We start from the raw sequence: 13,932 nt of genomic DNA, 5'->3' as shown, positions 1-13,932 counted from the left end.
GGGTGAGGGTGCGCGCGGGTGAGGGCGCGCGTGGCCTGGCTGGCGTGGTCACTGAGGGTGCCAAGGGGTGAGGGGGCGCGCGGGTGAGGGCGCCAGGGGGTGGTGGGGGCTGGGGGGGGGTGATGCGGTGGTGCTGCCACGTGCAGGACACGGCCTGGTTCCGGACAACCGGAAACGCCGTCGCCGCGACCAGGACGAAGTGCCCGAATGGGCATGACGCGGGGACGCCCGCCGCCTCCCCCGTGACAAGATCACCGGGACCAGGGGGAGGCAGCAGTGGCACGGGTCATCGTGTGCGGCGGGAGTGTGATCGGGTCGGCGACGGCGATGATGCTGGCCGACGACGGACACGACGTCACCGTGCTCGAAGCCGACCCCTCCCCCGTTCCCGATGACCCCGCGCAGGCGTGGAACCGTTGGGAGCGCCGGGGTGTCGCGCAGTTCCGCCAGCCGCACAACCTCCTCGCCCGCGTGCGCCACGTGCTCGACGAGGAGCTTCCCGGCACCGTCGCGGAGCTGCTCGAAGCGGGCTGCGTGTGGGGCAGCGCCCTGGCGTCGGTTCCGCCGGGCATCACCGACTGGACGCCGTGTCCGGAGGATGACCGCTTCCGCTTCGTCACCGGCCGCCGCCCTGTCGTCGAAGCGGTTCTCGCCCGCGCGGCTGCTCGCCATCCCGGCATCACCGTGCGGCGCGGAGCGCGCGTGCGAGGGCTGCTCGGCTCGCCCGGCCTCGTGCCGCGCGTCCACGGCGTGCTCCTGCACGACGGCGAGGACCTGCGCGCCGACCTCGTCGTGGACGCGACCGGACGGCTGACGAAGCTCGGCACGTGGCTGGAAGACCTTGGCGGCCAAGCACCTCACGTCGAGTCGGAGGACTCCGGGTTCGTCTACTACTCGCGCTTCTTCACCGGCCCGGAGGTCCCCGAGACCGTCGGGCCGCCCTACGCCGACATCGGGACCTCGTCGATCCTGACCATTCCCGGTGACAACGGCACGTGGTCGATCTCGCTCACCTCTGGAGCGAAAGACGTCGCGCTGCGCGGACTCCGGGACACCGAGGCGTTCAGCCGGGTGGTGCGCGCGTGCCCGTTGCAGGCCCATTGGCTGGACTACGGCGAACCCATCACCGACGTCGTGGTCACCGGCGGCATCCTCGACCGCATGCGCCGCCTCGTCGTGGACGGCACGCCCATCGCGGAGGGCGTGGTCGCCGTCGGTGACGCGTGGGCGTGCACCAATCCGTCGGCGGCGCGCGGCTTGAGCAGCGGCCTGATCCACGCGCAGCAGTTGCGCGCGGTGGCGCGAGAAGGGCTGGACTCGCTCACCGAGCGGTTCGACGAGGTGACCGAGCGGGTGGTGGCGCCGTTCTTCCACAGCCAGATCGCCAACGACCGGCACCGGCTCGCGCAGATGGACGCGCTGCGCGAGGGCTGCGAGCCACCGCCGCACGACCCGATGCGCTCGGCTTTCGAAGCAGCGCTCACCCAGGACGCCGAGGCCTTCCGCGCACTGGCCGAGAAGGTGCAGTGCCTCGCCCCTGAGCAGGAGATCTTCGCCAGGCCCGGCTTCGTCGAGCGGATCATGGCCTTCGCGGGCACCAGCCCGATCGTCCCGCCCGTCCTCGGCCGCCGGGAGCTGCTCGCCCTCGTGGGCTGACTGCCGTCGCGCGTGGGCCGAGGCGGGAGACCCCCGGTTGGACCGTTGACGCGGGCGTAGCACGTCTGTAACTCTTGCCTCCCGCCGCGCAAAATCTTGACATAGCAGTGGCAATTTCTCACAGCATCCCGTGATTTTCTGCGCGCGGGTGCTGTGAACCCGCCTCCGCTCGTCATGTCCGCTCAGCCGCCGCACCAGCCGCCACCTGTCAATGGATCAGAGTGGGAGGAACAATGAGTGCGAAGCGCACCGGTTCGCGGCTGCTGGCCGCACTGGTCGCCACCGGCTTGGTCGCCCTCGCCGGGCCGAGCGTCACCGCGTCGGCGGCACAGGCACCGCGCCTGGCATCGAACGGGGTCAGCGCCAGCGGCTCCGGCCAGGCGCACGGCGCGGCCAACGTCAGTGACGGTGACCAGGAGACCTACTGGCAGGGCACGGGAACCCCGCAGTGGGTGCAGGTCGATCTCGGCGGTGGCAGCACGGTCGGCGAGGTCGTGCTGAAGCTGCCGAAGCGCTGGGCCAAACGGACGCAGACCCTGTCCGTCCACAGCAGCCACGACGGTGTCGGCTTCGCCATGGCGGTCAAGCCCACCGCGTACACCTTCGATCCCGCCGCGGGCAACACCGTCGCCATCGACGTGCCCGCGACCAGCACCCGCTTCGTGCGCGTGGAGTTCGAGGCGGGCAGTGTCGCGCAGCTCGGCGAGCTGGAGGTCCGCGCCGCCGAGAGCTCGGCGAGCGACCTCGCGACGACCTTCACCGCGAGCAGCACCGTGCAGACCTACACCGCGGGCAACCTCGGCGACGGTGACACGGCGACCTATTGGGAGAGCGCCAGCAACGCCTTCCCGCAATGGGTTCAGGCCGATCTCGGCGCTTCGGTCGCCACGAACCGGCTCGTGCTGAAGCTGCCGAGCGGGTGGGAGGCGCGGACCCAGACGCTGAAGGTGCGCGGCAGCACCAACGGCGCCGACTTCACCGACCTCGTTGCCTCGGCCGGATACGCCTTCTCCCCCGCCAACGGCAACACGGTGACGATCACCTTCACCGCGGCGACCGTGCGGTACGTGCGTCTGGAGATCACCGCCAACACCGGCTGGCCAGCGGGTCAGCTCGCCGAGTTCGAGGTCTACGGCCCCGCGACCGGCGACACGCAGGCACCGACCGCGCCGGGCAACCTCACGCACAGCCAGCCCGCACCCGGCCAGATCCGCCTCTCGTGGACGGCGTCCACCGACAACGTGGGCGTGACCGGCTATGACGTCTACGCCAACAACACCCTGCGCACCAGCGTCTCCGGGAGCACGCTCAGCTACACCGACTCGCAGCCGGACGACGCCTCGGTGACCTACTTCGTCCGCGCGCGGGACGCGGCGGGCAACCAGTCCGCCAACAGCACGACGGTGACCCGGAACGGGAGCGGCGGCGCGAACCTCGCGGCGGGCAAGCCGATCACGGCCTCCTCGGTGATCCACACCTTCGTCGCGGCCAACGCCAACGACAACGACGTCACGACCTACTGGGAGGGCAACGCCAACAGCTACCCGAACACGCTGACGGTGGCTCTGGGCGCCAACGCCGACCTCAGCTCCGTGGTGCTCAAGCTCAACCCCGACGCCGCGTGGTCCCGCCGCACGCAGACGATCCAGGTCCTCGGCCGGGAGCAGTCCGCGACGTCGTTCACCGCCCTGTCCACGGCGGCGACGCACACCTTCGACCCGGCCACCGGCAACACGGTCACGATCCCGCTCACCGGCCGGGTCGCCGACGTGCAGCTGCGGATCACCGCCAACTCCGGGTCGACCGGCGGTCAGGTCGCCGAGCTCCAGGTGATCGGCATGCCAGCGCCCAACCCCGACCTCACCGTCACCGCGCTGTCGTGGGCGCCCACCTCGCCGGTGGAGACCGACGCGGTGAAGCTGACCGCGACCGTCCGCAACGCGGGCACGGCGACCTCCGGCGCGAGCAGCGTCAACTTCTACCTCGGTGACACCAAGGCCGGAACCGCGACCGTCAACGGCCTCGCCGCCGGGGCAGCCGCGACGGTGACCGCCGACATCGGTCAGCGCGACGCGGCCGAGTACCAGCTCAGCGCCAAGGTCGATGAGGACAACCGGGTCATCGAGCAGAACGAGACCAACAACGGCTTCGTCAACCCCGCCAAGCTCGTCGTGACACCGGTGGCCAGCTCCGACCTGGTCGGCTCGGTCAGCTGGACGCCGAACAACCCGGCCGCGGGCAACCAGGTCAGCTTCTCGGTGGCCATCCGCAACCAGGGCACCGTGGCCGCTGCCGGCGGCGCGCACGGCATCACGCTCACCGTCGCCGACGCCAGCTCCGGAGCGGTCGTCCACACGCTCTCCGGCTCCTACAACGGCGCCATCGCGGCGGGGGCGACAACCGCTCCGGTCGGCCTCGGCACCTGGACGGCGGGCAACGGCAAGTACACCGTCAAGGTGGTGCTGGCCGACGACGCCAACGAGCTGCCGGTCAAGCGCGGCAACAACACCAGCTCGCAGCCGTTCTTCGTCGGCCGTGGCGCGAACATGCCTTACGACATGTACGAGGCCGAGGACGGCGTGGTCGGCGGCGGTGCGACGGTCGTCGGTCCCAACAGGACGATCGGTGACATCGCGGGAGAGGCATCAGGCCGCAAGGCCGTGACGCTGAAGTCCACCGGCAGCTTCGTCGAGTGGACCACCAAGGCCAGCACCAACACCCTGGTGATCCGCTTCTCCATCCCGGACTCCCCCGGCGGTGGCGGCATCAGCTCCACGCTGAACATCTACGTCGACGGCGTCTTCCACAAGGCGATCGAGCTGACCTCGAAGTACGCGTGGCTCTACGGGGCCGAGGCGAGCCCTGGCAACTCCCCCGGCTCCGGTGGTCCTCGGCACATCTACGACGAGGCCAACGTGATGCTCAACGGAACCGTCAAGGCGGGCAGCAGGATCCGGTTGCAGAAGGACGCCGCGAACACCACCGACTACGCGATCGACTTCATCAACACCGAGCAGGTCAGCCCGATCGCGAACCCGGACCCTGCGCGGTACGTGGTGCCAACGGGCTTCGGCCACCAGGCCGTGCAGGACGCGCTGGACATGTTCCGCATGGACACCACGGGAAACCTGCTCGGCGTGTACCTGCCCGCCGGCGACTACCAGACGGCGAGCAAGTTCCAGGTCTACGGCAAGGCCACCCAGGTGGTCGGCGCGGGTCCCTGGTACACCAGGTTCCACGCACCGTCCACACAGGACAACACCGATGTCGGCTTCCGCGCGGACGGCACGGCGAAGGGCTCGGTCTTCAAGGACTTCGCCTACTTCGGCAACTACACCTCGCGCATCGACGGCCCCGGCAAGGTCTTCGACTTCGCCAACGTCACCGACATCGTGATCGACAACATCTGGAACGAGCACATGGTGTGCCTCTACTGGGGCGCCAACACCGACAAGATCACCATCAAGAACTCCCGCATCCGCAACATGTTCGCCGACGGCATCAACATGACCAACGGCAGCACGGACAACCTGGTGACCAACAACGACGCCAGGGCGACCGGCGACGACAGCTTCGCGTTGTTCTCCGCGATCGACGCGGGCGGCGCGGACATGAAGAACAACGTCTACGAGAACCTGTCCTCCACGCTGACCTGGCGGGCCGCAGGCATCGCGGTCTACGGCGGCTACGACAACACCTTCCGCAACATCTACGTCGCGGACACGTTGGTGTACTCGGGAATCACGATCAGCTCGCTGGACTTCGGCTACCCGATGAACGGCTTCGGCCCCGGCCCGACGAAGTTCGAGAACATCTCGCTGGTGCGCACCGGAGGACACTTCTGGGGCGCGCAGACCTTCCCGGCGATCTGGGTGTTCTCGGCGTCGAAGGTCTTCCGCAACATCAGGGTCACCGACGTGGACATCGTGGACCCGACCTACAGCGGCATCATGTTCCAGACCAAGTACAACGGCAGCCAACCGGAGAACCCGGTCACCGACACGGTGTTCACCAACGTCTCCATCTCGGGGGCGCGCAGGAGCGGTGACGCGTTCGACGCCAAGTCCGGCTTCGGCATCTGGGTCAACGAGATGCCCGAACCCGGTCAGGGCCCGGCGGTCGGCTCGGCCACGTTCACGAACCTGAGGCTGAGCAACAACTTCCAGGACATCAAGAACACGACGTCCACGTTCACCATCACCCGCAACCCGTAGCCGGGAGGCGTTCGGTCACGGGCTCGGCTGTCCGTGACCGAACGCCTTCCGCACGTGGTCGACGAACGCACGCGCCGCCGGAGCTGCCGGGCCGTCCGTTCTCCACGCGAAGTCCAGCCGGCTCCGCAGCTCCGGCTCCACGACGGGGATCGCGCACAGCTCCGGTCCCGCCGCACCGGGCAGGATCGCCACGCCCATTCCCCGCATCGCCAGGCGCTCCAGCATCATCGGCCCACTGGCCTCGAAGGCGACCCTCGGGGTGAAGCCCGCCGCGGCGCACCCGTCGTCCAGGCACGTCCGCACGCCCGTCCCGCGCGGCAGGCAGATCAGCGGCCAGTCGCGGAGCTCGCCGAGGGTGATCGTCTCCCGGTCGGCGAGCGGGTGGTCCGGGCTCACCGCGGCGATCAGCGGTTCGTCCACCACCACGTGCGTGCTGATCCCGGCAGGCGGCCGTCCGACGAGTCCGACCAGCGCGAGGTCGAGACCGCCCGACCTGATCTGCTCGACGAGATGCCGGGAGTTGCCCTCGGTGAGCGTGACCTCCACTCCGGGGTGCAGCTGGTGGAAGTCGGCCATCGCCGCCGGGAGGTCGACCGCGCCGCAGGCGGTCACCACGCCGACGTCGACCCGCCCGCGCAGCAGCCCGGTCAGCTCCTCCACCGCGAGCTTCGCCCCAGCGACCGCCGCGAGCGCCGCCCTGGCGAAGGGCAGCACCGCCGCACCGGCCTCCGTCAGCCGCACAGTCCGCCCGGAGCGGTCCAGCAGCCGCTCTCCCAGCTCCCGCTCCAGCCGCCGGATCTGGGCGCTGACCCCGGGCTGCGCCACGTGCTCGCGGGCGGCGGCCCTGGTGAAGTTCGCCTCCTCGGCGACCGCGACGAAGTACTCCAGCTGACGCAGTTCCATGGCCGTTGATTATCGGGACAGGCGCCCCACCGCTGGGGACGCCCGTCCTGGTCACCGGTGACAGCGGCGACGGCTCCGGGGCCCGAGAAACCGTCGCTGTTCATTCCTCGAAGTCCCGACAGGACCTCAGCCCACTCCGCCGGTGTTGCACAGGCCGCGCTCATCGGCCCTGACGATCTCGTAGAACCCCAGAAGGCCCTTGAGGCTCGCGGCCTCACCTGGCCGGTGCGGAGGAATGCACACGTTGCGCGGCGAGGTGACTGCGTTGTGGAGGGTGATCTCCACGTGCTTGTCCTTGCAGTTCCTCCAGTACGGACCGTCGTTCCACCCCGCGTTGGAGGCGGTGACGGCGTCGGTGAAGCCGCACGCGAGGTCGGCAGCCTTCGCGAAGTGGCTGGTCTCGGCGGTGGCCGAGAGCGGGAGGGCGAGCGCGGCCGACGCGGCGACGGCGACCGCCCCCGCGAGCACACAGTGCAGACGTGCGGAACCCATGTTCATCTCCAATCGAATTCGCAAGCAGGAGGACTGTGGACAGACAATGACGAGATCCCCGCTCGAAACACAACTCAAAACAAACTCAAGAAATAATGAAGGATCATTCACGAACGGATAACACCACTGGTCAACAGCAACGACGGATCGCCATAGATCCACCCAATCGGAACCCGACAAGATGATTCAACCCTGACTTATAACCTCTGCTTCTAGCTAGCAGACACACTAGATCTTGGACTTCTGCACGGGTGAGCCCCAGGCTGAGGACATGACCATCACCCCCGACCACGCCCGCTACGACGCGGAACGCTCCGGCTTCCAGACCGCCTTCGACCACCGCCCGGCGGTGATCGTCGCCGCGACCGGCGCCGAGGACGTCCGCGCGGCGGTCGGGCTCGCCCGCGCCCGGGGCCTGCCGGTCGCCGTCCAGGCCACCGGGCACGGGCGGGCCGGGGCCGCCGACGACTTCGTGCTGATCAACACCCGGGGCATGACCGGCGTGCGGGTGGACGCCGAGCACCGGACCGCCTGGGTCGAGGCGGGCGCCCAGTGGCACCACGTGATCACCGCGGCGGCGCCGCACGGGCTCGCCCCGCTCAGCGGCAGCGCCCCCGAGGTCGGCGCGGTCGGCTACACCCTGGGTGGCGGGATCGGGCTACTGGCGAGGCAGTACGGCTACGCGGCCGACCACGTGCGCGCCATCGAGGTCGTCACGTCCGACGCGCGGTTGCGGCACGTCACCGAGGACAGCGACCCGGACCTGTTCTGGGCGTTGCGCGGCGGGCGGGACAACTTCGGCGTGGTGACGGGGATCGAGATCGACCTCGTCCCGGTTGCCACCTTCTACGGCGGCGGGCTGCACTTCGACGTCGAGCGGGTTCCGGACGTCGTGAGCGGCTATCTCGCGTGGAGCACGACGGTTCCCGAGGAAGTCACCTCGTCGATCGGCCTGATCGTCATGCCGGACCTGCCGATGGTCCCGGAGCCCTTGCGCGGGCGGTACGTCGCGCACATCCGGATCGCCTACACCGGCGACGACGGGGACCGGCTTGTCGCGCCGCTGCGCGCGCTCGGGCCCCGGCTGATCGACCGGCTCGGCGAGATGCCGTTCACCGAGGCCGGGTCGATCTACAACGACCCGACCCGTCCTCACGGTTATGTCGGCGACAACGCGATGCTGACCGAGCTGGACGAGTCGGCGCTGCGCGAGGTGCTCGACCTCACCGGCCCACAGTCACCGGTCATGTCCATCGTGGACATTCGCCACCTCGGTGGCGCGCTGTCCCGCGAGCCGGAAGCACCCAACGCGGTCGGACACCGTGCGGCGCAGTACATCCTGCGCGTGCTCTCACCGCTGGACAACGCCGACGCCTCGACTGTCCACTCGCTGCACACCAAAGCTTTCGACGCCGTGCGGGCGTGGACGCTCGGACGCTCGCCGAACTTCGTCTACGGCAAGGGAAACTCCGTCAGCGAGTCCTACGAGCCACAGGACCTCAAGCGCCTGGAACACCTGAAAGCCCTCTACGACAGGGAAAACCTCTTCCGGGTCAACCAGAACATCCAGCCGAGAGCGAACTGACTAACGCGGGGTCACGGACCACGACAGCGGTCCGCGACCCCGCTCATCGGACTACCTCACTTGTCAATGTTGTCCTGCCACCACTTCTGGCCGGTGTCCGGCAACGTGGCGATCGGGTCGTAGTACGGGTAGCGCCGCTCCAACGCCTCGTCGTCAGCCAGCTCGATACCCGTGCGGTAGTTCTTCGTCCAGTACGAGATCCCTAGCTCGCGGTCGTACTCCACCACCTGGTGCACCCACCGCTTGCCCACATACGGGACGTCGCAGACGATGCGCGGGGTGGCGTAGCCAGGCAGATATCCCATGATCGCGTGCTGGAGCTCCTGGGCCTCCCAGACCGCGACGCGCCAGTGCTCGGCGTTGGGGATCATGTCGCACATGTAGAAGTAGTACGGCAGGATGCTCGCCTCTCCCTGCAAGGCGAAACACAAGTCCAGCAAAGCCTTGGGGTCCGCGTTGACCCCTCGCATCAACACGCCCTGGTTGCGGACGTCCCGAACCCCGACCTCCAGCATCGCGCGGGCGGCTTCGGCCACCAGCGGCGTCACCGACTGGACGTGGTTGACATGCGTGTGGATCGCCAGGTTCACGCCACGCCGGCGGGCGGTTCGCGCCACCCGCTCCATGCCCTCCACTACGCGTGGCTGGATCCAGTGCTGCGGCAGACCAGCGAGCGCCTTGGTGGCCAGGCGGATGTCGCGGACGGTCTCGATGTCCAGCAGCCGCATCAGGAACGTCTCCAGCTGCTTCCACGGCACGTTCGCCACGTCGCCGCCGGAGACCACCACGTCCCGCACCCCCGGAGTGCGCTTGAGGTAGTCGATCATCCGGTCCTGCCGGTCCACCGGCTTCAGCGACAACTTCTGCTTGTCCACCTGCGGGGTGGAGTTGCCGACCAGGTCCATGCGGGTGCAGTGCCCGCAGTACTGCGGACACGTCGACAACAGCTCCGCGAGCACTTTCGTCGGGTAGCGGTGGGTCAGCCCCTCCACCACCCACATCTCCGCCTCGTGCAGCGAGTCACGTACGGAATGCGGATGCGAGGGCGACAGGATGTCGCGGTCGGAAGCGACGGGGATCAGGTACTTGCGGATCGGGTCCGCGTAGAACGCCTCGGTGAACTCCTCCCGCGACGTCGCGCCCTCGGGCACCATCGTGTTGATCATCTGCGGCGGGACCAGCATCGACATCGTGGCCAGCTCGGCCTGATCCTCGGCGAGGTCCTCGTAGAAGCGGTCGGTGAGCAGGTCACCCATGACCGCGCGCAGCTGCCGGATGTTCTTCACACACGACACCCGCTGCCACTGGGCGTCACGCCACTGAGCCTCAGTGACGTGCTTCCACCCGGGCAAGCGGCGCCAGGGGGGTTCGCTCAGTTCCTGACGCGCGTACTCGTACGGCTGCCTTACCGGTGGTGACATATCCGCTCTGTATAGGCAATGAACGTTCATTTCCGGTTCATCCGGCGCGCTGAGCCCCAGGTGTTGACAGTCGGCCCATCTCGGATACTGTCACCATCCAGATGTTGTCATCATCTGAAAGGACTCGCGTGGACCTCTTCGACGAAGCCCTGCTCAGGGACCCGGCCTCCGGGTTCTCCGCGCTCCGCGAACGCGCTGCGGTGGTCCGCGTCGCGGTTCCCCCGGCGTGGCTGGTGACCCGGTACTCCGACGTCAAGCTGGTGCTCGGTGACCGGCGCTTCGTCAACGACGTCGCGAACGTGCCGGGCGGCGACGCGCCGGACCTGGGCGCCCAGGCGCTGGCGGCGCGCGGCATTCCCCCGGAGCTGGTGACGTACCTGGCCACCGGCATGCTCGAACTCGACGGAACCGACCACCTGCGGCTGCGCAAGCTCGTCTCGCGGGCCTTCACCGCACGCCGCGTCGCCGAGCTGCGGCCGCGAGTCGAGGAGATCGCCGAACGCCTGCTCGACCGGCTGCCCTCGGCCGCCGAGCACGGCGTGGTGGACCTCCTCGAACACTTCGCGGCCCCACTGCCGATCATCGTGATCTGCGAGCTCGTCGGTGTGCCGGAGCAGGACCGCCACCTGTGGCGAGCGTGGAGCGGGGCCCTGACCGGCGCGGGGGACCTGGGCGACACACTGCGCGAGATGGTCGCCTACGTGCAGGAGCTGATCTCCGCGCGGCGCGAGAAGCCCGAGGACGACCTCGTCTCCGCGCTGGTGCGCGCCCAGGAGGAGGACGGCGACCGGCTCAGCGACGTGGAGATGACCACGCTGATCGTGACGATCGTGGTCGCCGGGCACGAGACGACGAGCAACCTCATCGGCAACGGAACCGCGGCGCTGCTGAGCCACCCCGACCAGCTGGCGGCGCTGCACGCCGATCCCGGTCTGCTGCCGCGCGCCGTTGACGAGCTGCTCCGCTGGTGCGGCCCGGCGAAGATGACCAGGATGCGCTACGCCACCGAGGACGTGGAGATCTCGGGAACGTTGGTGCGCAAGGGAGAAGCGGTGATCGCCGTCCTCTTCGGAGCGAACTTCGACCCGCGCGCCTTCGCCGATCCTGAACGCCTGGACATCACCCGCGACCGCGCGCCGCACGTCGCCTTCTCCCACGGCATGCACTTCTGCCTCGGCGCCGCGCTCGCCCGGCAGGAGGGCGAGGTCGCGTTCGATGCGCTGTTCCGCCGTTTCCCCGGCATGAAGCTCGCCGTCGCACCGGAGGACCTCCAGCGCCCCCTGGACCCGGGCTCGTGGCGACTCGGCACGCTGCCGGTGACGCTGTGAATCCGGTTGCGGTGACCGCGGCGTTCGGGAAACCTGCCGAGCATGGCGAGCTTCGACGACCTGGTGGCGGAGGGCGACTCCGTTCCCCTTGACGGCTGGGACTTCTCGTGGTTCGAGGGCAGGGCGACCGAGGAGCGTCCAACCTGGGGCTACGCACGGTTGATCGGCGCGCGAACGGCCACTGTGGACTCAGCACTGGACGTGCAGACCGGCGGCGGCGAGGTGCTGGCCACCATCCCGCACCCACCGAGGCTGCTGGCCGCGACCGAGTCGTGGCCGCCGAACGTCGCGGTGGCCCGCCGGAACCTGGAACCGTTGGGCGGCAAGGTCTTCGAAGCACCGGACGAGGGACCGCTGCCCTTCGACGACGAGTCATTCGAGCTGGTCGTCAGCAGGCACCCCACGGTCACGATCTGGCCCGAGATCGCGCGCGTCCTGCGCCCCGGCGGCACATACCTGTCGCAACAGGTGGGCGCGGGAACCATGCGCGAGCTGACCGACTTCATGATGGGCCCGCAGCCGGTCAGCCAGGCCAGGAGCACCGAGCGCGCCAAGGCGTCCGCCGCCGCCGAGGGACTGACCGTCACCCAGCTGCGGCACGAGTCGCTGCGCGCGGAGTTCTTCGACGTCGGTGCCGTCGTGCACTTCCTGCGCAAGGTGCTGTGGACGGTTCCGGGCTTCACCGTGGAGGGCTACCGCGACCGGCTCGCGGCGATGCACCGGCACATCACCGAGCACGGCTCCTTCGTCGCCCACACCCAGCGCTTCCTCATCGAGGCCCGCCGCGAGGGTTGACCTCAACTCCGGTTGAGGAAATACCGTCGCCCTCGACCAAGGAGGAAACATGACAGTTCTGGTGACCGGAGCGACGGGAACCGTTGGGCGGCACCTGGTCCACCAGCTGGTCAGCGCCGGGCACGAGGTCCGCGCGCTGACCCGCGCGCCAGAGAAGGCGGACCTGCCGCCCCAGGTCCAGGTCGTGGCGGGCGACCTGGCCGACCCGGCGAGCCTGGCCGGGGCGTTCGACGGCGTCACCGCCGTGCACCTGATCACCTTCAGCGGCAACAACTACGCGCCGCTGACCACAGGGCCGGAGATCGTGAAGCTGGCCGCGGAAGCCGGGGTCCGCCGTGTCACGGTGCTGTGGTCCGGATACCCCGGACCAGTAGAGGACGCGGTCCGCGCCAGCGGCCTGGAATGGACGTTGATCCAGCCGGTGGAGTTCATGTCCAACGCACTCGGGTGGGCTGACTCCGTCCGCACGGAAGGCGTCGCGCGCGAGGTGTTCCCGTACGCCCTCAACGCCGCCGTACATCCCGCCGACATCGCCGCCGTCACCGCACGGGCACTGACCGAGGACGGCCACAACGGCAGGTCCTACGACCTGACCGGCCCGGAGGCACTGAACTTCCCGCAGAAGGTGGCGCTGCTCAGCGCGGCGGTCGGCAAGGACATCCGCTTCGTCGAACTGACCGAGGAGCAGGCCCGAAACCGCATGCGCGCCAAGGGAATCGCGGACGCCGAGATCGACTTCGTGATCGGCTGGCACGCGAACCCACCAGCCGAGGCCTACACCGTGCTCCCCACGGTCGAAGACGTCACAGGCCAACCGGCGCGCACCTACGCCCAATGGGCAGCCGAGAACGCCGACGCGTTCCGCTGACACACACCACTGCGGCCAGCAACGCGCTACCACACAAGCGCCGACATCGACCAGTTCCCAGCCTCTCCGGGGAACCATCCGATCACAGCACCACAAAACACCTGGTGACCACCTAATCCCTTACACACCAACGATTTCACCCGCTCGTGCTTTGACAGGCCGAGGTGGTCGAGTTTCAATCGAGGTGAAGAAAGGAGGTGATTCCCCTTGGACACACACGACTACATCACCCACCTCACCGACCACCTCGCCACCGGCCGCTCCCACCAGATGCCCGAAGCCGACATCCTGCCGCTGTTGCAGGCCCTGGAAAAGGCCTCCCGGTTGATCGCCGCCGTCTCCCACGAGTTAGCGACCCAGGCCGAGCAGCGCAGCCTGCATATCCAGCACGGCTGCCGCGACATCGCCGCCCTGCTGCGGGGCGCGCTCAACCTGACCCCGCACGAAGCCCGCCGACGCGGCCGCCTCGTCCACGAACTCCCCGCCCTCCCCGAAACCCAGCAAGCCCTGCGGGAGGGTGCGATCACCCTCGACCACGCCCTCGCGGTCTCCGACGTCCTCCGCGCCCTCCCCGCCACCCTCCCGGTCGAGGTCACCGACGACGCGGAGAAGGTCCTGGCCGAGCAGGCCCGGTTCCTCAACCACAAAGAACTCCAGAAGGCCGGAAAAC

The 13,932-nt window shown here is 68.9% G+C and carries 10 protein-coding genes; 7 read left to right on the top strand and 3 right to left on the bottom strand.

Going from position 1 to position 13,932, the window contains the following annotated elements; translation table 11 throughout:
* Window positions 1–276: 276 nt before the first annotated feature.
* Both ACFFQA_RS26915 and ACFFQA_RS26910 read left to right on the top strand, forming a co-directional pair.
* Complete coding sequence (locus ACFFQA_RS26915; protein WP_377858006.1) at window positions 277–1,656, top strand: FAD-dependent oxidoreductase; 1,380 nt, start codon at window positions 277–279, stop codon at window positions 1,654–1,656.
* A 233-nt stretch (window positions 1,657–1,889) separates the two neighbouring features.
* Window positions 1,890–5,870: a galactose-binding domain-containing protein gene (locus ACFFQA_RS26910; protein WP_377858003.1), complete on the top strand. Its 3,981-nt coding sequence runs from the start codon at window positions 1,890–1,892 to the stop codon at window positions 5,868–5,870.
* A gap of 15 nt (window positions 5,871–5,885) precedes the next feature.
* Here the strand turns inward: ACFFQA_RS26910 and ACFFQA_RS26905 are convergent, their stop codons facing one another.
* Together ACFFQA_RS26905 and ACFFQA_RS26900 are read right to left on the bottom strand one after the other, a co-directional pair.
* Window positions 5,886–6,773: a LysR family transcriptional regulator gene (locus ACFFQA_RS26905; protein ID WP_377858001.1), complete on the bottom strand. Its 888-nt coding sequence runs from the start codon at window positions 6,771–6,773 to the stop codon at window positions 5,886–5,888.
* Window positions 6,774–6,899: 126 nt separating this feature from the next.
* Window positions 6,900–7,265: a hypothetical protein gene (locus ACFFQA_RS26900; RefSeq protein ID WP_377857998.1), complete on the bottom strand. Its 366-nt coding sequence runs from the start codon at window positions 7,263–7,265 to the stop codon at window positions 6,900–6,902.
* 271 nt (window positions 7,266–7,536) lie between these two features.
* On the opposite strand from ACFFQA_RS26900, the gene ACFFQA_RS26895 reads away from it, so the two are divergent.
* Window positions 7,537–8,850 carry an FAD-binding oxidoreductase gene (locus ACFFQA_RS26895; protein ID WP_377857996.1) on the top strand — a complete coding sequence of 438 codons (1,314 nt, stop codon included), beginning with the start codon at window positions 7,537–7,539 and terminating at the stop codon, window positions 8,848–8,850.
* Between the two features lie 56 nt (window positions 8,851–8,906).
* Here ACFFQA_RS26895 and ACFFQA_RS26890 read toward each other — a convergent pair whose 3' ends face one another.
* Window positions 8,907–10,271: a KamA family radical SAM protein gene (locus tag ACFFQA_RS26890; protein ID WP_377857993.1), complete on the bottom strand. Its 1,365-nt coding sequence runs from the start codon at window positions 10,269–10,271 to the stop codon at window positions 8,907–8,909.
* Window positions 10,272–10,399: 128 nt separating this feature from the next.
* Between ACFFQA_RS26890 and ACFFQA_RS26885 the strand changes: the two genes are divergently transcribed.
* The 4 genes from ACFFQA_RS26885 to ACFFQA_RS26870 form a co-directional block, all read left to right on the top strand.
* Window positions 10,400–11,599: a cytochrome P450 family protein gene (locus ACFFQA_RS26885; RefSeq protein WP_377857990.1), complete on the top strand. Its 1,200-nt coding sequence runs from the start codon at window positions 10,400–10,402 to the stop codon at window positions 11,597–11,599.
* A 42-nt stretch (window positions 11,600–11,641) separates the two neighbouring features.
* The gene (locus ACFFQA_RS26880; protein WP_377857987.1) at window positions 11,642–12,394 is read left to right on the top strand and encodes a class I SAM-dependent methyltransferase; all 753 of its coding nucleotides are present in this window, start codon (window positions 11,642–11,644) and stop codon (window positions 12,392–12,394) included.
* A 49-nt stretch (window positions 12,395–12,443) separates the two neighbouring features.
* A complete protein-coding gene (locus ACFFQA_RS26875; protein WP_377857984.1) occupies window positions 12,444–13,262 on the top strand; it encodes an NAD(P)H-binding protein in 819 nt (272 codons plus the stop codon).
* Between the two features lie 207 nt (window positions 13,263–13,469).
* The coding region (locus ACFFQA_RS26870; RefSeq protein WP_377857982.1) for a DUF222 domain-containing protein at window positions 13,470–13,932 on the top strand (463 nt) is incomplete at its 3' end.

It is taken from the genome of Allokutzneria oryzae (assembly GCF_042429765.1).
Classification (GTDB): Bacteria; Actinomycetota; Actinomycetes; order Mycobacteriales; family Pseudonocardiaceae; genus Allokutzneria; species Allokutzneria oryzae.
Note: the sequence above shows the minus strand (reverse complement) of the source record. Positions and strands in the feature narration are given on the sequence as shown.